Source organism: Paraburkholderia sp. BCC1876, assembly GCF_902833695.1.
Classification (GTDB): Bacteria; Pseudomonadota; Gammaproteobacteria; order Burkholderiales; family Burkholderiaceae; genus Paraburkholderia.
Genome location: NZ_CADFGI010000005.1, coordinates 581,695 through 608,625, shown reverse-complemented (window position 1 = coordinate 608,625; position 26,931 = coordinate 581,695). Strand labels below are relative to the sequence as shown.

The following is a 26,931-nucleotide window of genomic DNA, read 5'->3' as shown; positions in this document are numbered from 1 at the left end:
GGAAAACAAGGAAGTGGTGATCGGTTTCGGCCACCCGGTGTACACGATTTCGGACCCGCGCAACAAGGTCATCAAGGAAATCGCGAAAAAGCTCTCGAAAGAAGCGGGCAACAACAAGCTGTTCAACATCGCCGAGCGTCTGGAATCGGTCATGTGGGAAGCGAAGAAGATGTTCCCGAATCTCGACTGGTTCAGCGCGGTGTCGTATCACATGATGGGCGTGCCGACGGCGATGTTCACGCCGCTGTTCGTGATTGCCCGTACGGCCGGCTGGAGCGCGCACATCATCGAGCAACGGATCGATAACAAGATCATCCGCCCGAGCGCGAATTACACCGGTCCGGACGATCTACCGTTCGTGCCGCTCGCGAAGCGCGTGTAACACCGTTTGTGTTTTCTCCTCCATTGCGTCTCTAGAGCGCGATGCAATGAAGTTAGGCCTTGGCTCGCTGAAACCCCGAGCCAAGGTCGTTTTTTGCAGCGGCATGCCACGGCGCGTTTACCCGGCCAGCAGCAAACCAGCGCGCGACAGCGAGCTAAACTACTCACACTGTCCGACTGATCCGCCGGCCGAGCGCCGCTAACAAAAGGATCAGCGGATCGCGACCGGCACCAGCCGTCGTCCCCGGATCATTACTGTTCGTCCCCTACGCCATGAATACTGCCAACCGCAAACGCCTTCCCGGCACCCAACTGGACTTCTTCGACACGCGCGCCGCGGTCGACGCGATCCAGCCCGGCGCTTACGACACCTTGCCGTACACCTCGCGCGTGCTGGCCGAAAACCTCGTGCGGCGCTGCGATCCGGTGACGCTGGTCGCGTCGCTGAAACAGATTATCGAACGCAAACGCGAGCTGGATTTCCCGTGGTTTCCGGCGCGCGTGGTGTGTCACGACATTCTCGGCCAGACCGCGCTGGTCGACCTCGCCGGCCTGCGCGATGCGATTGCCGCGCAAGGCGGCGATCCCGCGATGGTCAACCCGGTGGTGCCGACGCAACTCGTGGTGGACCATTCGCTGGCCGTCGAATGCGGCGGCTTCGATCCGGACGCGTTCGCCAAGAACCGCGCGATCGAAGATCGTCGTAATGAAGATCGCTTCGATTTCATCAACTGGACCAAGCGCGCGTTCAAGAACGTCGACGTGATTCCGCCGGGCAACGGCATCCTGCACCAGATCAATCTCGAACGGATGAGCCCGGTGGTGCAGGTGAAAGACGGCGTGGCGTTTCCCGATACGCTGGTCGGCACGGATTCCCATACACCGATGGTGGACGCGCTCGGCGTGATCGCGATCGGCGTGGGCGGACTCGAAGCGGAAAGCGTGATGCTGGGCCGCGCTTCGTATATGCGCTTGCCGGATATGGTCGGTGTGGAACTGACGGGCAAGCCGGCTGAAGGCATCACGGCAACCGACGTGGTGCTCTCGTTGACCGAATTCCTGCGCAAGGAAAAAGTGGTCGGCGCGTACCTCGAATTTTATGGCGCGGGTACGGCGAGTTTGACGCTCGGCGACCGCGCGACGATCGCCAACATGGCGCCGGAATTCGGCGCGACCGCGGCGATGTTTTATATCGATGAGCAGACCATCAAGTATCTGAAGCTCACCGGCCGCGATGACGAACTCGTCAAGCTGGTGGAGACGTATGCGAAGGAAACCGGCTTGTGGGCCGATAGCCTGAAGCACGCCGAGTACGAGCGCGTGCTCACGTTCGATCTGTCGACGGTGGTGCGCACGTTGGCGGGGCCGTCGAATCCGCATCGCCGTTTGCCGGTGTCGGAACTGGCGGCGCGCGGCATTAGCGGCAAGGTGGAGAACGAGCCGGGTTTGATGCCGGACGGCGCGGTGATCATCGCCGCGATCACCAGCTGCACGAACACCAATAATCCGCGCAACATGATCGCCGCCGGTCTGCTCGCGCGTAATGCGAACCGGCGTGGCCTGACCCGCAAGCCGTGGGCGAAGACGTCGCTCGCGCCGGGCTCGAAGGCCGTCACGTTGTATCTGGAAGAGGCCGGCTTGCTGCCGGAACTGGAGCAACTCGGCTTCGGCGTGGTCGCGTATGCGTGTACGTCGTGCAACGGGATGTCCGGTGCACTGGATCCGGTGATTCAGAAGGAAGTGGTCGAGCGCGATCTGTATGCGACCGCTGTGCTGTCGGGTAACCGGAATTTCGATGGCCGGATTCATCCGTACGCGAAGCAGGCGTTTCTCGCTTCGCCGCCGTTGGTGGTGGCGTATGCGATTGCGGGCACGATCCGTTTCGATATCGAGAAAGATGTACTCGGTGTCGATGCCGACGGTCACGCGGTCACGCTGAAGGACATCTGGCCGACCGATGCGGAGATCGATGCGATCGTGGCTTCTAGCGTGAAGCCGGAGCAATTCCGCAAGGTGTACGAGCCGATGTTCGCGGTTTCAGTCGACACGGGCGCGCCGGCGAATCCGTTGTACGACTGGCGTGAGATGAGTACTTACATTCGACGTCCGCCGTATTGGGAAGGCGCGCTTGCAGGTGAGCGCACGCTCGCAGGCATGCGTCCGCTGGCCGTGCTGGGCGACAACATCACGACGGATCACCTGTCGCCTTCCAACGCGATTCTGCTGGATAGTGCGTCGGGCGAATACCTCGCGAAAATGGGCCTGCCGGAAGAGGATTTCAATTCGTATGCGACGCATCGCGGCGATCACCTGACCGCGCAGCGCGCCACCTTTGCGAATCCGACGCTGAAGAACGAGATGGTGGTCGAGGACGGCAAGGTGAAGGCCGGTTCGCTGGCACGTATCGAGCCTGATGGCAAGGTTACCCGCATGTGGGAAGCCATCGAAACGTATATGGAGCGCAAGCAGCCGTTGATCGTGATTGCCGGGGCCGATTATGGCCAGGGCTCGTCGCGCGATTGGGCGGCTAAGGGCGTGCGGCTTGCCGGTGCGGAAGCGATCGTGGCGGAAGGCTTCGAACGGATTCACCGGACGAACCTCGTCGGCATGGGCGTGCTGCCGCTGGAGTTCAAACCTGGGGTGAACCGGCTTACGCTGGCTATCGACGGTACTGAAACGTTCGACGTGATCGGTGAACGCAAACCGCGTGCAGATTTGACGCTGGTGATTCATCGCAAGAACGGGGAGCGTGTCGACGTGCCGGTGACATGCCGGCTCGATACCGCGGAAGAGGTTTCCATTTACGAAGCCGGCGGCGTGTTGCAACGCTTCGCGCAGGATTTTCTGGAATCGTCGAAGGCGGCGGCTTAAGGCTGCTTGATCAGCCTTTCTGTTGGATTGGTTGGATTGGTTACGCCGCTGGAACTGCATTGAAGGGGCTTTATCACTTCATGCGGCTCCCGGCGGCGAACGTAACGCAGGGTGCGAGCGGCAGAGTTTATTAGAGCCGCTCGCCATATCAGGACACTTTCATGGCCCACTCACCCCAGATCAAGATTCCGGCTACCTATATGCGTGGCGGCACCAGCAAAGGTGTGTTCTTTCGCCTGCAGGATTTGCCCGAGTCGGCGCAAGTACCCGGCGCCGCGCGCGACGCGTTGCTGATGCGCGTGATCGGCAGCCCCGATCCTTATGGCAAGCAGACCGACGGTATGGGCGGCGCGACGTCGAGCACCAGCAAGACGGTGATCATCGCCAAAAGCAGCAAGCCCGATCACGATGTGGATTACCTGTTCGGGCAGGTATCGATCGATCAGGCTTTTGTCGATTGGAGCGGGAATTGCGGCAACCTTTCCGCTGCGGTCGGGCCGTTCGCGATTAGCGCGGGACTCGTCGATCCGAGCCGGATTCCGCGTGACGGTGTCGCTATCGTGCGGATCTGGCAGGCCAATATCGGCAAGACGATCATCGGCCATGTGCCGATGACGGATGGCGCTGTGCAGGAGACCGGCGATTTCGAACTGGACGGCGTGACCTTTCCGGCGGCCGAGGTTCAGCTTGAATTCATGGACCCGGCGGCGGAAGAAGAGGGCGGCGGCGGGTCGATGTTCCCGACCGGCAATCTGGTGGATGAACTTGACGTGCCGGGCGTTGGTACGTTGAAGGCGACCATGATCAACGCGGGTATTCCAACTATTTTTATCGAGGCGGAAGCGATCGGGTACAAGGGCACGGAGTTGCAGGACGCGATCAATAGCGACGAGAAAGCACTCGCGATGTTCGAGACGATCCGTGCGCATGGCGCGTTGCGGATGGGGCTGATCAAGCAGCTCGACGAGATCGCGACGCGGCAGCATACGCCGAAGGTCGCGTTTGTCGCGAAGCCGGCTGAGTATGTGGCTTCTAGTGGCAAGCGCGTTGCGGCGGCGGAGGTTGATGTACTGGTGCGGGCGATGTCGATGGGCAAGCTGCATCACGCAATGATGGGAACGGCTGCGGTGGCGATCGGCACGGCGGCGGCGATCTCGGGGACGTTGGTGAATCTTGCGGCTGGTGGTGGCGAGCGCGAAGCGGTGCGATTCGGGCACCCGTCGGGGACGTTACGCGTGGGGGCGGAGGCGCGCGAGAGCGGCGGGGAGTGGACCGTGACCAAGGCCATCATGAGTCGTAGTGCGCGGGTGTTGATGGAAGGGTGGGTGCGGGTGCCGCGTGAGGGAGATTGATTAAAGGAGGTCGAGATGCGGAAGGATCCTGTCAGGCTCAAGCTGGAAGAACTTCTGGATGCAAACGCCCGCTTCGATCTGGCGGCCAGAGGCACAACCAACCATTGTCCGATGGCGCTTGTCGCATTGGCCGAAATGGGGGCGTCCGCAGAGAGACTGCAGGCGTTCTTCGATAGGTGGGAGCGAGAGTACGCGTTGAGCGCGTCTCCGGTCGAAACGCTCATTGCGCGCGGAGAATGGTCCCGGCACCTCGGCAATGCCGCTGCGTTCGGTGCTTTGCGTCTATTGTTTCTGGACTGGATCACGGAAGTCGGATCGGCTCCGGTCATCGTGGCTGTGCTGAACGAAGTGCCGTTTGCACCGGCAAGCGAAGCCTTTCACGCGCTCATCAGGCTGACGTATGGCATTGAGGCGGCGCATTCCGGCGAGATCGCTTCGGGCCTGGCGGCGTTGGTTTCTTCGCATCTGCCTGTCGACGTGCAGTTTGATGAAAGGCGTGCCGCGGAAAGTGTCGAGGCCGCGTTTGAACATGTCGTCGACGCAATGGGCGGTAGCGCTGTCGAAGGGAGTTCGATTACGTCACGCCTGCGCGTTGTTGCAAGCGACGTGCGATTCAGGCAAGCCGTCCTTGCACCTCCAGTCTCGGCATGTTTACTCGATGACGTGGCGCAGGCGACGATTGCCGCTTACTGGCGCTCGCGAAATTTCACGATCCTCCACACGGTGACCGCCTCACACGCGGCGCGAATTCTTTTCGCGCAATTGCCGGAGGCGATGGCGGCGCGATTGTTGCCCGGCTTGTGGGTTGCGTTGTGCGCGGCTTATGTGACGGTGGGCAGGCGGGCGAGCGGGGAAGGGGATGTTCCTGATCTCGCCGTGAGCTGGAGCGACGTGCAGCGATTAGCCGTGGCTTCGAACGACGATCACGTGATCAAGCTGGCGTACACGTGTCTTTGTGAGTACCGTCGGCAGCCATCGGCGGTTTATCTTGCGGCGGCGGCGCGGGTGGTGGGGTTGGATTTGGGGCGGCGGTAGAGGCGTCCCCGCTTCGCCTCCCACGCAACGCCCGTCGCTCTCGCCTGTGAGGGTATCTCCGGCGACGACCCTCTACCCTGCGACAGCCTCTTCGCGCAAACGACGAGCTTCGTCGCGCAGGAACTGCTGGTAATCGTCAAGATCGCCGTCAAAGGGCTCGACGCCGCCCTTCGTGACCAGCCAGAACTCATCGCAGACGGCGCGCAGCAGGGCGCGGTCGTGACTGACCAGCATCACAGTGCCTTCGAATTCGTTGAGCGCCATGGCCAGCGCTTCGCGTGTGGCCAGGTCGAGGTGGTTGGTCGGCTCATCGAGCAGCAGCAGATTCGGGCGCTGCCACACGATCATGCACAACACGAGCCGCGCCTTTTCGCCGCCGCTCATCGTGTGAACCGCCTGATGAACCATGTCGCCACTGAAGTTGAAGGTGCCGAGGAACGTGCGAAGCGATTGTTCGGTGCTGCTCTGGCCAGGGGCGCGCATTTGCGGCGGCGTGTCCTTGGCGAGACGGATCATGTGTTCCATCGGCGTATCGAACGGGCGCAACACGTCGAGTTCCTGCTGGGCGAAGTAGCCGATGTTCAGGCCCTTACCTTCGCTGATTTCGCCGGCGATCGGCGCCAGCGAATGCGCCACCGTCTTCACTAGTGTGGACTTGCCCTGGCCGTTGGCACCGAGAATGCCGATGCGCTGCCCGGCCAGCACGGAACGGTTGATGCCCCGCACGATGACCGTGGGCGGCGTGTCCGGCGGCGCGTCGGCCGGCGCGGGGTAGCCGAAGCTCGCGTCCAGCATCGACAACAGCGGGTTCGGGACGTTGAGGGGCTCCTTGAACTCGAAGGTGAACTCCGCATCGGCAAGCACCGGTGCGATCTTCTCCATGCGTTCGAGCGCCTTGACCCGGCTCTGCGCCTGTTTCGCCTTCGAGGCCGTGGCCTTGAAACGGTCGATGAATTTCTGCAGGTGGGCGATCTTGTCCGCCTGCTTGGCCACCGAGGCCTGCTGCAACACGAGTTGCTCAGCGCGCATCTCTTCGAACTTGCTGTAGTTGCCGCCATAACGCACGAGTTTGGCGTTGTCGACGTGCACCGTCACCTGCGTCACCCCGTCGAGGAATTCGCGGTCGTGGCTGATCACGACGAGGGTTCCTTGATAGCGTTTGAGCCAGGCTTCCAGCCAGACCAGTGCGTCGAGATCCAGGTGATTGGTCGGTTCGTCGAGCAGCAGCAGGTCGGACGGGCACATGAGCGCGCGCGCCAGTTGCAGTCGCATGCGCCAGCCGCCGGAGAAACTGTTGACCGGCTGGCTAAGCTGCTCAGCGGTGAAGCCAAGACCCTGGATCAGCGCCTGGGCACGCGCGGGGGCGTCGTGGGCACCGGCGTCGTGCAGCTCCATGTAGGCGTGCGCCATACGCATGCCGTCGTCGCTGGCCTCGGCGGCGGCGACTTCGGCTTGCGCGGCCAGCAGCACGGTGTCACCCTCGACGACGAAGTCGGTCGCGTTCTGGTCGGTTTCCGGCATGTCCTGCGCGACCTGGCCCATCCGGTATGCGGCGGGAATCGAGAATTCACCGCTATCTTCGTGCAACGTGCCGTTAAGCAGGCCGAAGAAGGACGACTTGCCGGCGCCATTGCGGCCGACAAGACCGATCTTTTCGCCGGGGGTGAAGGTGGCGGACGCGTTGTCGAGTACGACGTTAACGCCGCGGCGCAGGGTGAGATTACGGACGGAAATCATAAGGAGCTACTTCGGAGAGGAGTCGCATGATAGCCGACTGGACGGGTGGGGCTGGTTATTGTCTGAGTGGGCTGGCGGTTTGGGGCGGTTGTTGGAGGCAAAGCGAGGCGGGGACTGGCGCAGCGGGGGACGGTTGTGGGTCAGTGAATAGGGCGATGAATGATGGCGCCTGGCCGCACTTTTTGCGCGATGACGATCGGCTGGGCGCTCTTCGCCGAACCCCTTCGGAATCTCCGCCTCCTGGGCCCGCTTGCAGCAACCTGCGAGACGGATAGTCCTGAAGTAAAGACAACTATTTCCCAATACCGAGAAGGAATTCGCGATCGGACTCGGGCATTGAATTGAGCCATTCCGATTCGGCTCCAGGTGCGGGCAACACCTTACCGTACTCAACCATCTGGGACGGCGATAACTCCGAGAGATACACCCAAACGGAGCGCTTTTCGGCCCCCGTCGCGTTTGCGACAAGCGTGACGAGAGCTTCGAGCAAACCTTTCTTCTGATCCGCGCTTCTGCCCGCACGGATCTGTCCCTGGACGAATAACAGATCCGACACGAGCGGTGCTCCGCCGAGGAAGTGATCGCCAGCCGGAATGGCCTGAAAAATCACCTGCGCGAAAAAACCTTGCGCGCCGGTCGCCTCACTGTGTACGCGTGTAATGTCTCGCGCGATCTCCCGCTTCTGCGGATCGGTAAGCCGCCCAGCGGCCGCAATGACGGTATAAGTTGGCATGCTGCTCTCCTGTTGCGATTGCACGTTACGATTAATACGCCTTGCTATCGACAGATTGTGACCCATTCAGCGTTACCGATCCATCGATCGAGACGCGTTGATCCCGCTCTCCGTAGAGCGCCGCTTGCATCATCGACCGATCGAGTTCCCCCTCCCACGCCGATACTACGCCAACCGCTACTGCATTACCCATGACGTTCACCAACGGCGTGACTGTGCCGACACGGCCACCGGCAACGCAAAGGCAGTGGCCATCGCGAGCGCAGCGGCGCGGAACTTAAGGAGGTTCATGATTAATCTCTTTCGCAAGATGGGTTGGCGGACTTACTGGGCGGTCGTGGCGCTCGGCGTGTAGCGCGGCGCGGCCTTGGCGTTCGCGAACCGGGGAGCCAGCGCGCGACGGTCGGCTTCCCACTTCGTCCAGTCGTCACCATCGTGCAGCGTTGGGATGCTCACGAGTTCGCCCTGATCGAGGCCCACGAGCGCGGCATCCACCAGATCGTCGGCTGTCATCGTGCTCGCGGCTTCCTTTTGCTTCGAATAGCCGGCGACGTCCCAGAACTCGGTTGCCGTCGCTGCCGGCAGCACGGTCTGCACACGCACGCCCTTGCCTGCGAGGTCACGCTGAAGCGCATGACCGAAGCTCAGCACGTACGATTTCGAGGCGCTGTACACACCGTTCAACAGCTCGACTGCAATGCCGACCACCGAACTGATGTTGATGATCGTGCCCGAGCCCCTGGCGACGAACGCAGGCGCAACCGCGTAGGTGAGACGCGTCAGCGCCGTGATGTTCAGGTTGATCATCGATTCCATGGCGTCGACGTGGCCGTCGAGAACCGATGCAACCGAGCCGATGCCCGCGTTGTTCACCAGCATCGTGATACGCGGGTCTTCGCGAAGCAGGGTCTCGATTTTCGCGAGCGCAGCCTTGTCGTTGAGATCCGCGGCAATCGTTTCGATCGAGCGACCCGTCTCTTTCGTGAGGCGCTCTGCGAGAGCGTTCAGGCGCTTCTGGTTGCGTGCCACCAGAATAAGGTCGAAGCCGCGCTTGGCGAGTCGGTCGGCGTAGATGGCGCCAATGCCAGCCGACGCACCGGTGATCAGCGCGAAACCGTTTGTAGAGGAAGTCATTTTTAGTCCTTGAGTGAATTGTTGAACCAACAAGGCGTTGGTTCATGGAGCGAATTCTGAACTCGGCCGTCCACGACCTCAATGCCATATATGCAATGATTCCGGACACTCCCACCTCCACATTGATGTCCGTTATGTGCTACCTTCAACGAATCAAGCCATGACTCGCGAGGCATCAATGCATTCCGTCGGACTTGTCGTCTATCCCAACTTCCAGTCGCTCGCGCTTGCAGTGGCGAGCGTCTTCGAATATGCCAATCTGCTGCGCGGCGAAGCAGCTTACGAATTCAGCATCGTGTCCGAGCACGGTGGACCTATCGCTTCGTCCCAGGGTTTTTCGGTTCATAGCGAACCACTTGCCGAAGGGGGCTACGACACCCTCATCGTGGCAGGCGACAACGAATGCCGCCTTCCTTCGGCTGCGCTCGTGGATTACCTTCGAAAAGCGCCGCGCCAATCGCGACGAATTGCGTCGATCTGTACCGGTGCATTTGTTCTGGCTGCTGCAGGTCTGCTGGAAGGAAAGCGCGCAACGACACACTGGTTCCATGCGCGCGACTTCGAGAAGCAGTATCCGAACGTACAACTCGAAGAAGACCGCATCTTCGTCGTGGATGGACAGGTCTGGACGTCGGCCGGCATGAGCGCCGGCGTGGATCTCGCGCTTGCGATCGTCGAAAACGACTTCGGGCTGGACACCTCGCGCATGGTTGCGCGCAAGCTGGTGCTTTATCAGCGTCGCGGTGGCGGTCAGTCGCAGTTTTCGGCGCTGCTGGAGATGGGCGCGCGCTCAGACCGCGTTCAGATGGCACTCGCTTACGCGAGCGAAAACCTGGCGAGCGATTTGTCGGTCGAGCGGCTGGCCGAAGCGGCACGGCTCAGTCCGCGTCAGTTCAGCCGCGTGTTTCGTGAGGAAACGGGTCAATCGCCCGCGAAGGCAGTCGAGCGGCTTCGCGTTGAAGCCGCTCGACTGATGATGGAGACGACTCGTCACCCGATCGAGATCGTTGCGAGAGAGACAGGCTTTGGTGACCGGGAGCGGATGCGTCAAGCGTTCCTGCGTGCATTCGGTCAGCCACCGCAAACCATACAGCGGGCGTCGGGTGTCACACCCCTTGCGCTTTAAGCGTAGTTCGCCTTACTGCCCGCCCGGCGCCCACTCCGGGCTATAACGCGGTTGACGGCGCGCGCGAAATTGGCCGTGCGACGGTTGGTCTGTCTACATCGCAGCCTTCGGCAGTTGCCAGCCGTGTGTGACGGCAAGCATCCGCAGCACGAAGCAGACCGCGCCGCTGAGCAGCGCAGTTGCGACCGGTGGCACCTCGAAGCGTCGCGCGGCGACGAGCGCAACACCGCCGACGAATGCCGCACTCGCATAGATATCGGTGACCAGAACGCTCGGCACGCGCGCGAGCAGCAGGTCGCGGATCACCCCACCGCCCACGCCAGTCACAGTGCCCATGAGCGTCGCGATGAACGGTCCGATTCCGAAGTTGAGCGCCTTCTGGGCGCCCGCCACCGCGAACAGCGCGAGCCCTGCCGCATCGAGCGTTGTGACGAGCAGCGGAGGAAGTTCGCGCGCGGCGCCATGAAAGACGAAGGTCAGCAGTCCCGTCGCGAACGCGAGCACGGGATAACGCCAGTCGCGTACCGCATTCGGCGGCGTCGCGCCAATCAGCAGATCGCGTATCACGCCGCCACCCAGCGCGACTACGAACGACAGCACCATCACGCCGAGCAGATCGAGGCCGCCGTGCATCGCGGCTAACGCACCTTCGAACGCGAATACAGCGGTGCCTGCAAGGTCGGCAGCAAGCACGACCGATTCGATTCTTTTCATAGAAGTCGGGAGCGGATTAAAGAGGAGGACTGGCGGAATGCCGCCCGGTAACTGACCGCGATGATAACCGCGACTGGGCCTTTCATTACCTGCACCCGTTAGCGAACCCGGGCCAAACGAGCAAGCAATGCCATGATGTTCGCATTCGGGGAGCGCACCCACAAAGGCACATGCTCAGAAGAAGTGGCGCCCCAAAGCGCCTCGTCGCGGTCATGCCGTCGATTTGGCAGGCCGACGGCTGTGGGTCGAACTCGGTCCGTCGGCGAGCTCAACGTTCCCACCGACGAGAGACGACATTTCATCTTATTAAATTCGATCCTCCTTCGCGCGCAATAGTTCACCCGACCGATACACCGAAACGTTAGCGTCACGCATCGACGCACTGTCGAACGTCCGAAAGTGGCCGAACCAAGACCGCTGGTGAGTGCCTCAATTCGACCCGTTGCCGCCGTCTAACGGGACGCCGCTTTTGTGACCGCTCCCGCAGGAGAAACGGTTGTCCGCATCGCGGATCTCGTCTCTTCGCAATCTGGGGGAGGAATTCTGGTCGGGCACGTAAGGCAATTCTCAGTTAAAAAGTCGATGACTCCGTGGATGGTATCCAGGGCCGCGGCATAGTAAATGAAGGTCCCCTCTCGGCGGCCCGATACAAGATTCGCTCGCGACATGTCCTTGAGATGGAAAGACAGGCTGGACCGAACGATTCCCAGTCGCACGGAAATTTCGCCTGCGGGCAAACCGCGCGGCCCCACGCCAACGAGGATCCGGAAGATGGCCAATCGCGACCGGTGTGCTATTGCGCTTAAAGCGAGCAATTTGGCGTCTTCGTTCATTTCCATTGGTCGTCATTTGTCGAAGGTCGTTTGCTCGGTCTCAACGTTCGCGGCGAATAAGTAATCAAGGCTATAAACCGGCTCTGGTAACCCAAAGTCAGACCACCTTGCCAGTCGTCAAATTGAAGCTGGAACCGGTAGGGGATGACGCGCGAAATACACCGACGATAAACACAAGTGGGTCTGGATCGCCCGGAAATTCGCGCGTCCGCGGTTCTATACGCCGCCGACGAGGACGGCTCGATAGGTCGCACCCTTGAACCGGTGGTGGGCTGCGGCCTGATACTCCGGGCTGTCATACCAGGCACGCGCAGAATCGGTGTCCGGGAACTCGACAATGACCGTGCCCTCGGGCGCCGGTCCTTCGAGCACCTGCTGCGCTCCATAGGCTGCAAGTACCTTGACCGGATGCCCGGCAAAGGATCCCGCTGCCTTGGCCTGGTAAGCATCGAGTTCTATCTGGTCCTGTGTGCTTTCCCGCAAGAAAACAATATAAGAAGCCATGATCGCTGATCCTGAAAAAAGGGGTGAAGTATCAAACTCGCTGATTGGCTTGCTGGAAGCGAAACTGCTGTTCGGCTTACTCAGGCGATCCACCCACCGTCGACCGTCAGACTTTCACCCGTCGTGTAGCCTGCTTCGGGGCTTGCCAGGTAGGCTACTGCTGCCGCAATTTCTTCGGGCTTACCGAAGCGGCCGACGCTGGCGAGCCTGGTCATCGTTGCGTGGTCCTCCGTTCCAGGCTGGGGAGCCAGTTCGGTGTCGATGGGGCCAGGCTGGACCGCGTTGACGGTCACGCCGTGCTTCCCGAGCTCGCGCGAAAGACCTCGGGTGAAGCCGCGAAGGGCGAACTTCGACGCGATGTAAAGCGTTACGCCGGGCAGCGGCGCTGCTTCACCGAAAGCGGAGCCGACATTAATGATGCGCCCCCAGCCCGTCTTGATCATGCGCTTTGCCGCATCCTTCGCCAGTTCGATCGGCGCACGCACATTCAGATTGAAGTGCGTGTCATACGACGTGTCCGACGACTCGATAAACAGTCCGTATTCGACGGTGCCCGCGTTGTTGACGAGGATGTCGAGTCGACCCTCGAACTTGCCGCCGAAAACGCCATTCAACGAATCGATCAAGGCGGCCACACCCTCGGGGTTCGACAGATTCGCGCCGACTGCCTCGGCTTCGCCACCAGCATCGCGAATCGCCTGGACCACGTCCTTTGCGCGGTCCGGACTCGATGCATAGTGGACGATGACCGATGCGCCGTCCCCTGCCAGACGGGCTGCGATGGCGGCCCCGATGCCACGAGAAGCGCCCGTCACGAGTGCAAGTTTGCCTTTCAGAGCTTGAGTCATGATTACCTTGATAGTGAGTTTGATGAGTCTGCTCACATGCCCAGTCGCAGGGACTCGCGGACCTCTGCATGTGCGCCAATGCACTCATGCATTGGTTGATGCGTATCGTCCGCTCGCGTCGCAATACTCGGTAGTAACCGCTGAGGAATAGCTCCTATTCCTGGCGCGATACGCTTTCCCGAATCGGAACCCCGATTGCGATGTCAGTTATCGCCACGATTTGCAAAAGGGCGCAGGTGCGCCACGCGAAACATGCCTGCCTGGAATAACTGTTATCGACGAGGGATGTCTTCCGTCGCTGATCCTGGCGTTTCATCCTGTGGGTATCGTGAGCAGTCAGGCGTAACGGCAACGCATATGTCCGCTTTGCTGACAAGCGATCCTGACCCAGGTCCCCAAAAGACCTCACCACTCAAGGAGATTCGCGATGGCACTGCAGGACAGACTCGATGCTTTCAAACTTGAATTCAAGGTCGGCAAGCCACCCTGTCACGCGTCGCCGGACATCCACCCGATCATGGCGCGCGCGACCGCCGAACTGATCGCAAGTGGGCAGGCAGCCCGCGCGATAAAGGCAGGCGAGCGCGCTCCGCAGTTCACGCTGAAGGACCAGAGTGAAAGCGAGGTCTCCTCGGTCGACCTGCTGGCGCAAGGCCCCCTTGTCGTGACGTTCTATCGGGGCATATGGTGCCCGTACTGCAACATGGAACTTCAGGCGATCAACGAAGTGCTGCCGCAGATCCGCGCCAATGGGGCGAACGTGGTCGCGATCTCGCCGCAGACGTGGGCTAACAGCCGCAAGACGGTGCGCGAGAACAAGTTGGCGTTCCCGGTGTTGAGCGACGTCAACGGCGAGACCAGCGCAGCATTTGGCCTGCGCTTCCCGCTGCCTGACTACCTCGTCGATCTGTACAGGCGCCTAAGAAACGACCTGCCGGCGTTTAACAACGATCCTGGCTGGACTCTGCCTATGCCTGCGCGCTACGTCATCGGGCACGACGGTATCGTGCTGTACTCGGAAGTCCATCCGGACTATGCGTTTAGATCCGATCCGGGTGACATGTTTGCGGTGCTCGAGAAGGCGATCGCGAAGGTGTAGAGGATAGCTAGCCCATCCGGATTGTGTTGTCTTAGGGGGCAAGCGGCTCAATCGACAAACGTGGATGCTGGGTCGACCTGCGTACTGCCACTGTGCCTGCCAAACAGCTGATCGACGAAAGCGACGAACGCGCGCGCCTTCGACGTCGCCATGCGTCCGGACGGGAAGACCGCCCAGACGTCGATCGGTGGCAGCGTCCATTGGGTGAGGACGGCTTGCACAGTACCGTCGGCGAGCTCGGGGGAGAACATCCACTCCGACGCGACGGCGAGGCCCATGTGTCCAAGTACCGCTGTGCGCACTCCCTCGGCGGCACTCACGGCGACTCGGCCCGAAACGGTCACGGCGACCTCGCTGCCATCACTGCTGCTAAACGACCAGGACTCTCCACCGCCTCGTAGCGAATAGACGACTGCCTGGTGGCGGCTCAGCTCGGCCGGCGTCATCGGAATGCCAGCTTCCGCAAAATAGCGCGGTGTCCCGACCACCAGCCGACGTCCGCGCAGGACGCGCCTGGCGGTCATCGTCGAGTCGTCGAGCGTGCCCATGCGGAGCGCCACGTCGACGCCCTGTTCGAGCAAATCGATAGAGCGGTCGTCGAGAATGATATCGACACTGAGTTTCGGATGCTGGTCGAGGAAGATTTTCAGCGCGGGCAGAACATGCAGCCGCGCGAACGTGACGGCAGCACTGATCCTCAAGCGCCCTGAGAGCCCATCTGACGATTCCCTTACCACCTGTTCAGCCTGATCCGCCTCATCGATCGCGCGTCGCGCATGCTCGTAGAATCGCTGACCCGCATCGGTCGGCGTGAGGCCCCTCGTTGAACGCAGCAGGAGCCGCGCGCCTAGATGTTCTTCCAACTGAGCAATTGACTTGGAGACCGCCGGCTGTCCCAACTTCAAGCGCCGAGCGGCGCCAGAAAACGAACCTGCGTTTACCACGGTTACGAAAGTTTCCATCGCCGTCATGCGGTCCATGCTGCCTTCTCCCGCAACTTTTGTGATCAAAAAGCACAGTCTACCGAGCATCGGCACCTGCCGTCTTACGGGATCATTCTCTGCGACAGACATTGGGGGATACACAGGCTGTGAGGATAGCGACCGCGCGTCGCGCGTATTCATGGCCTGATCCTGGACGACTGCTGAGCGGGGGTAAAGCGCTCATAGAAAGTTACGTTGTCATCGTGCTTCGGGTGTCCGCACCTGGCCGAACTCTAACGGATGACGACCAGCTCAGTTCGCGCCTCAGCGGCCTTTCGCAGCGGCCCGCCAATGGAGAGTTCTCGCTCCGAAAGAGGCCGTGGGGCAGTCTGCAACGACCACTGCGCTACAATTGTGAAAGTGTGCTTGGCGTAACGGCCATGGCATTTCGCTGCTCAGCAGTCAGTTCGCCGAGGCGAAGCCCAGTCAGGCAGCACTGCCTTTTCCGACCGACGACTGGAGCCTTCGGTCAGAAAGGAATATACGCGATGGCTAATCAGGTGATTTTCCGCGGAGCGCCGTCGCAGGTCTGCAACCTTCCCGCGCTCCTGAAGGGGGGCGCTGTCATGGTTATGATTGGCGGTGTGCATCTCTCGACGACGAACTCTTTCCCGTTTCAGTGGAATGTGTTGCTCGCACAAGCCGGCGCGGTTTTGATCGGAGTCGGTTTGCCCTTCGTTAAGACCGCGTTCACCCGAATCGTCATCGATACCACACGAATTACTTGGACGCAGGGCATTTTGCATCGCCGTGCGTCGACTCTCGATCTTTCCCGGATTCAGTGCATCACCTCGATCCATCCATGGTGGCAACGCCTATTCGGCACCGGCACAATCATCCTGACGACCAACGACGCAGTTCATCCCGTGAGGCGTTTGCCGGCCATCAGCAACGCGGAGCAGCTCTGCCAGAGGCTCGACGAGGCGATGCATCAGGAACGCCGTATTCCCGTATAGACGAATGATCCGCACGCACCTGATTACTCTCGGGTGCACAGTATTTGAACGGGCGACATTAGTTCGCAAATGCCAGATCTTTGCTGACAGTTCAGTTCAGTTCAGTTCAGGCCAAGCTCAGCCCGCCGGCCGGCTGAATCCAAGCCCTGATAAAGACACTCAGCCTCCTTCACAAGAGGCATTTGCAGGCCGTTTCGTCTCTTACATACAGCGGAATTGCAACGAAGCGCTGGCGGGTTTGGCGAACCCGGAATCGCTCATTTGCAATGACACGGTTTGGACCTTTTTACCTTGTTTACCGCAGAAGTCGTTTGCCTCGCGGTATATGTCAGCTTTCGGCCCGTCAGCGGGACCGAATCCGACTTGCGCACTTCGCTTGGATACTGTGTATGTATCACCGTCCATCGGCACGACACCCTTGCTCGAACACGCTGTGGTTAAACAAGCGAGAACGAGCCTCGCAGTGCAGGTCTTTTTCATTGTTCTGTTTTCGGGGAGATCAGCTACTTCTGTTGGATTTCGATACGCTGATTCGCTTCGGCCCTGAACTTCGGGCGTTGAAGCTGCGGGTCGTCGGGCCTTAGGCAATAGAAAGTGATTTCAGCTTCGCCGCAACCGCCGTGCAACGCGCATTCGCTTGACTGTTCGTGATCGAGCAGGATTTCCCGGGTCTTCGACTCACAAAAGGCATTCGCCTCCGTCAGGGCTTGACCCTTGGCCGAAGCAGGACCGCCGAACGGAACACGCGTGGAAATCGTGTAAGTGTCAGGACCGACTTTTATCGGTCCCGTGTCAGTGCAACCGGCAAGTGCGAGCACTGCACCGCATAGGACTAGCAGTTTCATTGCGTTCCCTCGCTATTATTATCGGCACCTCGGCTTAGCGGCATTTCGCCGCCCGAAGTTTAGCTCGTACCGGCTGATCGTTCCTTGCACCAGGTTGTGACTGGAAAACGGCGTTGATTGTCGACCGTCTGAGAGCCGATGTCGAATGACCGTTCCTGGCCCGAACCCGGTCCTCTGGTCAGAGTAGGCGATCGTGCGCTCGCACGGTGTGGTCAAACTTCCATAGTCGACCCAAAGGAGCCCGTCGGCGCCCTCGTTAACGGACAACCACGGCGGGGCCATACGAGTTCAGTTGGTCTCGAAATTAGAGGCCGGCTCATGAAATGGATAGACGGACTTCTTATTTTCACCTCTGCTCAGAAGATCTCGCCGCCGCTCGTCCCAAGCCACACACCGCATCTCGAACGAAAGGTTGACGCGTGTATAGACACTCCATACTCCGGAGAAACACGGATCGTCTGGCATAGGCAGATTTCCGGCGTGCGGCTGCGCAAACGATAGCGTTGCCGCAAAAACGCATGCAACGAAAGCATACACATTCTTCATAGAGGCACTTCTACAAGTGTTGGTCGGCCATGATTCTGCATGAACTGTTGACGATTTGGAGCAAGCCGTCCTATACCCGCTTCTGGCCGGACACTGCCTCATGCAAACCGCATGCGCCGCCCGAATCTCGCCACGCAGCGATCGGCAGCACGCGACCCTGAGCTGCCGTTCGATTGGCCGGCTCTTTAAGGGCGGCTTCCGCGGTACACCGGACGGTTGAGCAATCCCTCGGGCCGGCGCATATCGGCCACAATGATCGCCGGGTGACGCGGCCGTAAGCGGCCGAAACAGGGTCTAGATATCCGTCATCGCGATGCCTATGTCATAAAATGGGACGTGGAGATCGCTGTTTGATTCGACTCGGATTTTGGTCGGATTGGAAAAGAATCTTCACCATTCCTCTCCGAGGCTATGTGGCAGTCAGCGGATTATTCGAACCTCTCGTTTTGAGCACGGTGTTCATTAAGCTCGCGAAGCGCTTCGCGCTCAATCACCTGCGTCAAATTGTTCCTCCAACGTGCAACTTGATCTGCATGCTCCGGGCCCAAAACCTCTGCAAACTTATCCAACAGTGGAAGACGTTGCCGGATAACCTCCGCACGGGACCCACTCCAACTTGAGGGCACGATGAGATCGACGATTGACTCGGCGACGTGTATAGGCGACGGTGAATTCTGCAGCAAGGCGAACACGTGTTCCGACCAGCCAGGGCCGTTCTTATCGTCGCTCCGTTCGAACGCTGGCACGAGAGGGGCAACACGGACCCATCGCTCGGGGGCGCCTTCACGGCACCATTTCAGCAGTGCCTCGATCGAAATTCCGGCTAGCGCACTTGAACGACGTCCGCCAGCGAGCGAGTATCGCCGACGAAAATCGGCACCCTCGACATCAGGCTCCTCACCGACAAGCAGGTCAAGCGCTATGCCGGGCTGCGTCTTGCAAAGAGAGGCAAGCGTTTTGGTCAAATCGTAGCGTGACAGGGTGTAGTTATCGAGGCCCGCGCCTATAGAAATCAATACTTGACGGGCAACAGTTTCGGCGTCGGTCCCAAGTAGAAATTTCTCGATTACGCCAGCCAGTTCATGGTCTAGGCGATGATTATTCTTGGCGAACGGTGCATGTGCGATTAGGTTGAGTGCGACATTATTGAGATATCCCGCTATCGGATTGGGGTTATCGTGAATATGCATGTATAGGATGTCGATGGCGACACCCAACCCATCGGGCTTAATACTTAATCGCTGAAGCATCTGCGCTAGGCGTTCTTCCCCAATAGTTTGCGTCGTGCGACCGAGACTCAGGTATTGGAACATCCAAGCCGACACCGCCGGATTGTCCATCGACGCCAGCAAACGCAGACAACCCCGATCATCTAATGGCGCACTGAGTTGAAGCACCGGAACCCATTTGGCAAGCGACACGCAGCCCATGGCTTCATCGAGAATTCGCTCGAATAAGGGGCGATTTTTCTCAGACGTCGCGCTCAAGAACCCTCTAAGCACCTGCACATTTCGCTGATCCTCTGGCGTTAACTCGAATGCCTCTACCAGAGCACCCCAGTAGACCTCTGCTGACTTTGCCTTGGCCGCCAAACCGGCACCGAACATCCATTGCCGGCCCTGCTTGTTGGTAACCACAAACGGTAACAGCGTTCTGAATGCGACTTGGTCGGCGGCAACGAGTTCGCCGAGCTCACGCGCGGCGTGCTCCGCATCTTCGTATCCGTTCGCTCCACTCTCCCCATCATAGAAGCCTACATCCGCGGAGTTGCCGTTGAGTACGACAGCCTTTACGCGTCCTACAAGTGTTTGTGGGCGAGCATGTGCCTCGAGTTCCGACAGGCGAGTCCGAATATCCACGGACAGGTGCTCTCCATCGAATTGGATAGTCTGCCGAATCGCTAGCCACCCGCGTTCCCATCCCGTGCCCAGCAACGGGCCGACAGCCGCTTCGAGTGCGTCTGCCATCCCCGCAAACGTCCATAACGACCGGAAGCTCTGGGCTAGGAGATCGCGCGCACTCTCGGCCAACAAGCCGTCGCCGCGCGCGAACTCCGCGGTCAGCTGAATGAAAGTTTCAAACCACTCCGAAATGGCTTTGCCACGCGGGTCAGCACCGTAATTTCGCACGCGTGCCCCAAATTCAAAACCGTAAAACGAAGAGAAGTGGTCACTCTTTAGCGCAGATGAGAGCGCCTCGAAGCCGATCGCTTGGATCTGCGTGTCATCGGACTCCACCGCTTGTCTGATCCAGCCAGCTCGCTGTTGCGTGGATGCGTGTGTGCCCGACAGATAGACTGTAAACAGCGAGGAGATAACAGCTCGCGTGGGGTCTGTCTTGTTGTCCGCTGGCTCGACGCGGGCGAACGCCACAAGAACATCAAGACAGTCCTCAAAAAACTCTTTTTCATACGCAATAGAACGGATAAGCCTGACCAGACGAGAGCGCGAAATATTTGATAACGCCAGCACCTCTGCCGATCGTGGCCCTTTTATGGCGCGCTTGAGGGACTCAAGAGCGGCAGACGGATCTACCGGTGCAACGTTGGCCAGCACGTCAACTAGCAGGGGCGAAAGACCGGCTAAGTCGCCTAGAAGTTCGCCCGTCGAGAACCACGCGCGAACGATGCCGACAGCTTCCCTTGAGGTGTGCAGGTAGCCAAGCCGTCGTGAAAACGAACGAAGCAAGCGCTCTTGACCAACCACCAGCTTTAGTTTGATTAAGCTGTACGGAATGGCTTCCAACGCTTGTTTGGCCAATGTGTTTGCGATTGCGTGCGGAAGCACGGCGCGCCAACGTCCTCGCCGTTGGGCCAGACCGCGTTTCTGAAGTTCGCTTACACGACGATAGAGTGCCAGAGCTGGCTCCCCAGCTAGCGCCGCCAGTTGGGCAAGTTCGCCTTCCATATCCTCCCCGTCAAAAGAGTAGACAAGCGCGCAGGCTTCTGCGGCAACTTTCAGCTCGTGCTGGATTTCTTTGCCGAGCCAAAAGAGGCGATCAAACAATTCCCGGTCGGTCAAGCCGGCCAGCGAATCGTTGCTGTCCATCGTGGACGCGAGCGCAATTGCCACGCGGGAGTTACCGTCGGCAAACTCGGTAATCGTTCGCACGTTCACTTGAGATATATCGGGGAACTGCTGTTCAATCACCTTTTCGATCAGGTCCGATGACGCGGCCTCCAGCTGGAAAACGTTAGTCTCCAAGGGAAGGTCTTCGCGAATGTCGTACTCAATGGTGAGGAGGCTCACTCGATCCGACACTTTGCAGCGTGCGGTAAGCTGGTTGTGCAACTGAGATCCGCAGTTGTCGACGACTAGAATGGCGCGGCGGCGCGACGCAAGAAGCTCTTCAAGAACCGCTAATGGAGAGGGATCCGGGCTATGTGAGGTATCGGTGTAAACAGCGAGCCCGGGAGACAGCGGATCGGGAACAGCGCTTTCCTCAAACAACGCTTGAGCAAAGCGCGTCTTGCCAACACCCGAAAGCCCCGTCAGCCGGACCGAGCTACCGCCGATGCCGAGCGCCCGTATCACATGGGTTAGGCCCTCGATGAGCGTAAAGCTGCGTTCGCGATCATGCGGGTCACTCAACCGGTGCTTATCATCCGGCAGAAACGGCTGCGCCTTCCCACCGTGGGTATTGGCCCATTGCCCATGGGGCTGCCACCCTTGCAGCGGGCGACCCAATTGGCTCCGGACCCAGGCAACCACTCCTGGATGCCGGTTCGCCCAGTCGGCTAGCCGACGCGCGTCGTAAAAGTCGAATTCCGCGTGTTCATAACCGGCGTCAGAAGCGGCAGCCGCCTCCATCGCGGCGACGCGCTTCTTGTACTCCCCATCAGCGGCGGAATCGGAACTCGCAATGATGTAAGCGCCACGTTCCTGAATCAGTTCGCGGATCGCTGGTCTGAGCAGCCCACCCGGGCACATTTCGCTTCGGACTTCGCTCGCCCCCATTTTAGTGGCCTTGACTTGGAAGCCAACGCTGCTGCGAGAGAAGGGTTTGCCTTGCCTGTCCCGATCAGAAATCTGAACACGGACATCAATGCCGCCATCCGGGGCGCGCTGATCACCGCCCCAGATGACAGATGCTGTCGGCAAACCTGCGTCGGCCAAACGCGCCATACATAGGCGTGCCACCAAGGCCCTGAGGTTGATGTCGGATAGGTCGGCGATATCTCGAGCTGACACCTCGAAAAACTGAATGGCGCCCGGTGCAGTGGGTTTGCCGGGCTTCGGACGTGCGCTTCGGGCTCGGCCCCGAGTCACCTGTAGATCGCCGCTGGCTTCGAGCGCCCGGACGTGCTTCTGCGCGCCACTTCGGGACGCAAAGCCGCACGCGCTCGCGATTTCTTCGAGTGAGGGAGCACATCCGTCCGCCTCGACGCGAGACTGGATAAATTTCAGCACTTCGCTGCGGCGATCACCAGGTCGGCTCATGGGGAAATCCAACTGGCTCGTAAAGAACAAATGTACTCGAAGGAGAGTACATTTGTACACTAACCGTCGAGTTGACAGTTTCTTGCTACCACTGGACAGCTTACGAGCCAAGCTAGCAGGCCACTTCGGTGCACCGGTCGATGCTGGCGTTAACTTTAGTCGCCCTGTTTCACTGCTTCATTGATCGGCTCGTAGGGCAGCAGGAGAGCGCCGTTATCGCGCGCTAGGCGCATTCCACGTGTCCGCGTCAGTCGGTAGTCGCCAACGCGGCAAGCCTCACGAGACCGTGCTCTTCCGCCGAGCGCAGCCACTGAATCGATCGTGGAGCGGTCGCTTCGGCCGGGAGGCGGCCTCCATCACCGCGATTCCAACGGCCGCGTTCGAGATACAACAGACCGCTGAATGTCCGAACCTTGTTTCCAATGAGTATCCCTTCCTGGCCGCGCGCAGCCCGATGCGTTTTGGCTCAGTTCGACCCACTCCAGACCTTCGACCCAACGACAGATAATTGGCAGCATTCAGGGTGGCAGCGGTCATTCACCGCTTCAGATCATCGGTTTGCAATCGGCCCTGTTCTGGGCAAATTGAACCGTCAACTGAGATGCCAATTCCTCTCGTGTCGATATGTGCCCGGCCAACTCCAAGATGGCGGCTCTGACTGAATTCGGGTGTGGCCCACACAATGTTGATCGTGCGGTTGCGGGACAGTGTAAATGACCTCCTGTTGAATCCTCGCGGCGAACATCTGAGGGCCGAACTTGAGTGGACTGCCGCAATAAGGCAATCCAGATCAATCCCTGAACACCAGTCTTTCGCGTCGAGATGTTTGGACTTGTATTGGCGGAAGGGGTCTGGCTTTCCATGATCCCACGCCACACATCTACTTCTGTTTTTTGAGCAGTTTGAATGTCTCGACAGAATCGAGAATCACGACCTTGGCGTCGTCTTCCTCTCCAGCGTCACAAGCCGAATCGGGACCTATAAAAATAACGCAAGCATTGGCACCCTCGTGTCGAGCACTAGGGTACAAAATACCGTCTATTCGTCGGTCCTTCCGATCACGATGAACAAATCGCAGATATTCGGCAACGACTTGCGTTGGAACATATTCGATGTGCTCGCGCCCATCCTTTTCGATAGGTGCGGTGAAGTCACGTAGAAAATTACGGAGGAATATTATGCCATTCCGTTTCGAGCGCGAGTTTTTCTCAAAGACACTTGGTATGGGAGGCAATTTTGTAAAATCGACGAGATGTAAGTCTTTGAGCAACCTGAAATTGCCAAGTGTTGCTTCTTTCGGTTCGTGCACTGATATCACCGTTTCAGCAATTGAGGTCTCTCTATCAAACGCGCCGTAGAAAGCCGTTATACCTGCTGCACTCATTCGATTAGCAAACCTCGCCACTTCTGGAGGGGGCGAGCCAAGTTCGCGAGCTTTTGTGAATTGCTCGCCAGGTGCATGCAGACGCAGACGACATATTGCTGTGCCAGCTATGAGCTTCGTGTACAGGCGACATCTCGAAATGACCGAACCGAGAGCATCAAGAAAATCTGAGGGTGGAATCTCTTCGCTGCCACGCCACTCGGCCCGCGCGTCTTCACGCCGAAAAAAAACGTAGCGCGATTCGTGTTTGACGACTTTTGTGAATTCTCGCCATCCGGACGAGAGTGCCTGATGTGGCTCAAGTTCATAGAAGTTCTTTTGGCACCATTGGCGATCGGCGAGCGACGACTGAACGTCATAAAAAAGACTTTCATTTACGAAACCAATATCAAGCTCTTCACTCAGCAGGTCATAGCTATCTTGGACATCACCAACCCATCCATGCTCCCAAGCAACGCCCTCGTTGTTAGGGTCGCCCCATTCTGTCTCAATGCCGTCCAGAATGCGTTGGACAAAATCATCAAACGGGATAGTCTTTTTCCCTTGAGCTTCAGTGTTGCAGTATGAACATTGACTGCCCGTTTCGCCTTCTTGCTTAATGTAATCGCGCAAGGCGTAGTCCTCGATGCACCTAGTACAAACACGCGTGTTGTTTGAATAGAAACCTTGTTCTTCCTGCTCCATTGCCCATGCTTTTGCGCGCCCCATTCTGCCTCCTATGTCCCCACTATTTTACAGGTGGCAAAGCTTGTTGGGGCAGATGGTGACAACTCAGCGAGCCTTTGCCGTCATCACCATTGCTGAGTTTTGATGTCCACACAGACTGTTAAGACACGTTGGAAATCAACATCGACAGAAATAAAAGTTGATGAAATCCGGCTCGTACCGCCCATGCGTGCGGCGGCTTCGGAATCTTTTGCGGCCGTCCGCATGGCTGGAGTCTTGGATAGCCGTATGACTGCTCATGGCCGAGGCTGTGTGAAAACACGTGTTGAAAGTGGCCTTCTAAAAAATCGACCCTTTAGATGGCGCTGTATCGGCTTGGTAGCAACTCGGGAAGGGTAACGCGACACCCGAAAACCGAGTACTTTTGCGTTTTCACACAGGTGCGACGGGAGACCGGCAAGGAGTAAGTGGTGCAAGTCCACTGCGATGAAGGAATAGCGAACCACATCGGCCCCGAGCCGTGCGCAGGCATCCGCGAGGATGTCGGCGAAGCGTCGGCAGGGGTACGTGCAGGCCAGCCATTGAGCCACGATAGAAAACTGATTCCGGGTGCCGACGCTGTCTGTGTAGCGGAAGGCAAAACGTCTGAGCGCGCAATCGCGAGCGCCCGGATGACCCGGCGTGGTCGTAGAACCTGGCATGTGCGCACGCTCCTTGTTCGGGAACCGGGAGATCTCCAGTCTGGCCTGCCGCAGGATGGACAGGTCCGCATCTGGAAGGCGAGGAGCCGTAGCCGATGATGAACGGACGGGAGAAGTCAGACTCCGCCATAGTAGCGATGAAGCCTGCGAACAAGGCTGGGGAACCAGCTGCGGAGTGGGCGGAGCCAAGGGCGGGGACCAAGGGGAACACGGGTCAGTCACACACGCACCGGGCGCAGAATCGGGCAAGCGTGTTGCTCCGATCTTCCGACAATAGTTATGCTTCTGCTTTCGGATCGTTGCCTGAAACAGACCTCTTTGCAAAGGTATCCTCCGCTCGCTCCAAAGGAGTGCGCCAAAAAAAGAGATAGGTTCGATTTATATACTCGTACTCAAGGTAAGCCCAATATAATCCAAGAAATGCACAAACGGCTGCGCTGAAAGTAGTTGCAGTCAGCGCTATTTCAGATTGAATAGAGATGGCAGCGAAAAATATGATGATCGAAGCTAATATTAAGCCGATATATATTACGAGTTTGGAAATGTGGAATGAAAAAAAGGCAACCAGATTTCTTCCGGTTTCATCATGCTGTATGGCTGCAGCGCTATAACCTAGCATATACGCCTGCTTGGTAACTCTCTGGCGATGTGATTTTATTGGCGTAGGAAGTAACTTTATCACCATGGGCTTTAAAATATGCCCTATTACTACCGCCAGTAGACTTCCGATTGCGCCCAGTAATATTATTCCGGAAATCGAGTCTTTGAGCCAAGCTGTTAAAGCGTGGATTGTCATTTCAGTTTCTTAAAAATTAAGATTATCTTACTGGAAAAGGTTTGAGCGAATTAAAGTGCCTCACGACAGCTTCGACTTCGTCTCAAGGATATAGGCAAGCTCGTGACCGGCTTGCCAGGCTTTCATTTCGTGATGCTTTTCGACAAAGTTAATTGCGATTTTTCCAATCTCAATTGCTGCTGCGGCGGCTAAACCTAACGTTGTCCCACCGAATAATCCTGCCACAAGACCGGCACCGACGGATGTGGGCAATGCCTTCGCATCAAGAAGCATCGAGAGTGATGACACCGTCGTCTTAAAACCGAACTTTCTGCGCACCTGATCGTACTCTTCCAAACGCCTGCATAAGTCATCCTCGATATATGCGAACGAACATTCCGAGTAGTTGTTATGCATAAACAAGCGAAGGCGAGCAAGCTTGCGATGCGATTGAATGTCTTTTCGGACCTCGATAATCTGCCGCCAATCCGCTTGCCGAGCATCGATCAAGCTAAGTCTTGAGAGCGTGATGCTAGGGTCGCACTGACTGTGTAAGCCTTGAAGACTGGCGGGAAGCGAAACGCAGAATCGCTCAAATCCGACACTTAGCGCGTACTCTCGGAACGTTGTCCTGATCGGCAATGCACCTCTCGAAGAAGCATCGGAACAGTATGCGTTTTGCAATTTTCGATATTGATCGAGGACGTCCCAGCCGAGGGAATCACTGGGATCAGGGCACCAAAGGTTGGCGTATGGGCTTACTTTTTTCGCGAATTCACCCCACTTCTCGCCGACGAGGTCAATAACCCGGGTTGCGTGGCTATAAGTGTTCGTATCCCCCTCTACGCCATCAATTAGGTGGGAAAGTGCGGCAGACGGAATCTCCTCTGGAAAGCCGACCAATATGTCTCCAACATCAGGATCGCCTCGCATTCTTCCCATGTTCAATGGCAGAAGACGATCAAAGTAGAGCGCATTCTCTTTGAAATTTTCAAAGCAAAGCACCGTGTTCGATGGCTGGTATTGGTCGATGGACATTTAAGCTTTGGAGGCCAAGGCCTACGTTCTTACAGCGTTGTTTTTGAATTGAGACCTGAAGTGTGGCTTTTTTTGGCGGACTTGAGGGTTGGCCATGGTGGATGCTTGCTCAATTGTTCCGCCCGACGTTTCAATACCAAGGCGATGTAGTTAGTCTGGATCGCCAGATTGTCGCTGATCTATCGCTAACCGACAAACGTCCGTTCATGGCCGCACTGAGTCCTTTCCCGT

General features: G+C 58.5%; 20 protein-coding genes. 7 read left to right on the top strand and 13 right to left on the bottom strand.

What is annotated here, in order from left to right; translation table 11 throughout:
* The 4 genes from HWY05_RS21770 to HWY05_RS21755 form a co-directional block, all read left to right on the top strand.
* Window positions 1-382 (top strand): citrate/2-methylcitrate synthase (locus HWY05_RS21770; RefSeq protein WP_279614181.1); only part of this gene is annotated, 382 nt, incomplete at its 5' end.
* Window positions 383-654: 272 nt separating this feature from the next.
* The gene (gene acnD, locus HWY05_RS21765; protein ID WP_176059561.1) at window positions 655-3,252 is read left to right on the top strand and encodes a Fe/S-dependent 2-methylisocitrate dehydratase AcnD; all 2,598 of its coding nucleotides are present in this window, start codon (window positions 655-657) and stop codon (window positions 3,250-3,252) included.
* A gap of 161 nt (window positions 3,253-3,413) precedes the next feature.
* Window positions 3,414-4,604, top strand: a complete 1,191-nt coding sequence (gene prpF / locus HWY05_RS21760) for a 2-methylaconitate cis-trans isomerase PrpF (protein ID WP_035555382.1) — start codon at window positions 3,414-3,416, stop codon at window positions 4,602-4,604.
* A gap of 15 nt (window positions 4,605-4,619) precedes the next feature.
* Window positions 4,620-5,639 (top strand): questin oxidase family protein, encoded by a 1,020-nt coding sequence (locus HWY05_RS21755; protein ID WP_176059560.1) that lies wholly within the window; start codon window positions 4,620-4,622, stop codon window positions 5,637-5,639.
* 72 nt (window positions 5,640-5,711) lie between these two features.
* Here HWY05_RS21755 and HWY05_RS21750 read toward each other — a convergent pair whose 3' ends face one another.
* From HWY05_RS21750 to HWY05_RS21740, 3 genes are all read right to left on the bottom strand, one after another.
* On the bottom strand, window positions 5,712-7,376 hold the full coding sequence (locus HWY05_RS21750) for an ATP-binding cassette domain-containing protein (protein WP_176059559.1): 1,665 nt from the start codon (window positions 7,374-7,376) through the stop codon (window positions 5,712-5,714).
* Window positions 7,377-7,668: 292 nt separating this feature from the next.
* The gene (locus tag HWY05_RS21745) at window positions 7,669-8,109 is read right to left on the bottom strand and encodes a tautomerase family protein (RefSeq protein ID WP_035555388.1); all 441 of its coding nucleotides are present in this window, start codon (window positions 8,107-8,109) and stop codon (window positions 7,669-7,671) included.
* Window positions 8,110-8,433: 324 nt separating this feature from the next.
* On the bottom strand, window positions 8,434-9,243 hold the full coding sequence (locus HWY05_RS21740; RefSeq protein ID WP_176059558.1) for an SDR family oxidoreductase: 810 nt from the start codon (window positions 9,241-9,243) through the stop codon (window positions 8,434-8,436).
* Between the two features lie 178 nt (window positions 9,244-9,421).
* On the opposite strand from HWY05_RS21740, the gene HWY05_RS21735 reads away from it, so the two are divergent.
* Window positions 9,422-10,369: a GlxA family transcriptional regulator gene (locus HWY05_RS21735; RefSeq protein WP_176059596.1), complete on the top strand. Its 948-nt coding sequence runs from the start codon at window positions 9,422-9,424 to the stop codon at window positions 10,367-10,369.
* Window positions 10,370-10,462: 93 nt separating this feature from the next.
* Here HWY05_RS21735 and HWY05_RS21730 read toward each other — a convergent pair whose 3' ends face one another.
* The 4 genes from HWY05_RS21730 to HWY05_RS21715 form a co-directional block, all read right to left on the bottom strand.
* The gene (locus HWY05_RS21730; protein ID WP_035555400.1) at window positions 10,463-11,083 is read right to left on the bottom strand and encodes a trimeric intracellular cation channel family protein; all 621 of its coding nucleotides are present in this window, start codon (window positions 11,081-11,083) and stop codon (window positions 10,463-10,465) included.
* Between the two features lie 452 nt (window positions 11,084-11,535).
* Window positions 11,536-11,916: a metalloregulator ArsR/SmtB family transcription factor gene (locus HWY05_RS21725; RefSeq protein WP_176059595.1), complete on the bottom strand. Its 381-nt coding sequence runs from the start codon at window positions 11,914-11,916 to the stop codon at window positions 11,536-11,538.
* Window positions 11,917-12,132: 216 nt separating this feature from the next.
* On the bottom strand, window positions 12,133-12,420 hold the full coding sequence (locus tag HWY05_RS21720; protein ID WP_176059557.1) for a DUF1330 domain-containing protein: 288 nt from the start codon (window positions 12,418-12,420) through the stop codon (window positions 12,133-12,135).
* 80 nt (window positions 12,421-12,500) lie between these two features.
* Window positions 12,501-13,304 (bottom strand): 3-oxoacyl-ACP reductase family protein, encoded by an 804-nt coding sequence (locus tag HWY05_RS21715; protein ID WP_244146665.1) that lies wholly within the window; start codon window positions 13,302-13,304, stop codon window positions 12,501-12,503.
* A 391-nt stretch (window positions 13,305-13,695) separates the two neighbouring features.
* Here HWY05_RS21715 and HWY05_RS21710 point away from each other — a divergent pair, with 391 nt between their 5' ends.
* Window positions 13,696-14,367, top strand: coding sequence for a peroxiredoxin-like family protein (locus HWY05_RS21710; RefSeq protein ID WP_176059556.1), 672 nt, complete (start codon window positions 13,696-13,698; stop codon window positions 14,365-14,367).
* A 47-nt stretch (window positions 14,368-14,414) separates the two neighbouring features.
* On the opposite strand, the gene HWY05_RS21705 is transcribed toward HWY05_RS21710, so the two are convergent.
* Window positions 14,415-15,347, bottom strand: a complete 933-nt coding sequence (locus HWY05_RS21705) for a LysR family transcriptional regulator (protein ID WP_176059555.1) — start codon at window positions 15,345-15,347, stop codon at window positions 14,415-14,417.
* Between the two features lie 491 nt (window positions 15,348-15,838).
* On the opposite strand from HWY05_RS21705, the gene HWY05_RS21700 reads away from it, so the two are divergent.
* Entirely contained in the window at window positions 15,839-16,306 is a 468-nt protein-coding gene (locus HWY05_RS21700) for a PH domain-containing protein (protein WP_176059554.1), read from the top strand.
* Window positions 16,307-16,809: 503 nt separating this feature from the next.
* Here the strand turns inward: HWY05_RS21700 and HWY05_RS21695 are convergent.
* From HWY05_RS21695 to HWY05_RS21675, 5 genes are all read right to left on the bottom strand, one after another.
* On the bottom strand, window positions 16,810-17,151 hold the full coding sequence (locus HWY05_RS21695; RefSeq protein ID WP_176059553.1) for a hypothetical protein: 342 nt from the start codon (window positions 17,149-17,151) through the stop codon (window positions 16,810-16,812).
* 974 nt (window positions 17,152-18,125) lie between these two features.
* Complete coding sequence (locus HWY05_RS21690; protein WP_176059552.1) at window positions 18,126-22,136, bottom strand: hypothetical protein; 4,011 nt, start codon at window positions 22,134-22,136, stop codon at window positions 18,126-18,128.
* 880 nt (window positions 22,137-23,016) lie between these two features.
* Window positions 23,017-24,228, bottom strand: coding sequence for a HEPN-associated N-terminal domain-containing protein (locus tag HWY05_RS21685; RefSeq protein ID WP_176059551.1), 1,212 nt, complete (start codon window positions 24,226-24,228; stop codon window positions 23,017-23,019).
* Between the two features lie 936 nt (window positions 24,229-25,164).
* Complete coding sequence (locus HWY05_RS21680; RefSeq protein ID WP_176059550.1) at window positions 25,165-25,683, bottom strand: hypothetical protein; 519 nt, start codon at window positions 25,681-25,683, stop codon at window positions 25,165-25,167.
* Window positions 25,684-25,743: 60 nt separating this feature from the next.
* Window positions 25,744-26,700 carry a hypothetical protein gene (locus HWY05_RS21675; RefSeq protein ID WP_176059549.1) on the bottom strand — a complete coding sequence of 319 codons (957 nt, stop codon included), beginning with the start codon at window positions 26,698-26,700 and terminating at the stop codon, window positions 25,744-25,746.
* Window positions 26,701-26,931 lie beyond the last annotated feature (231 nt).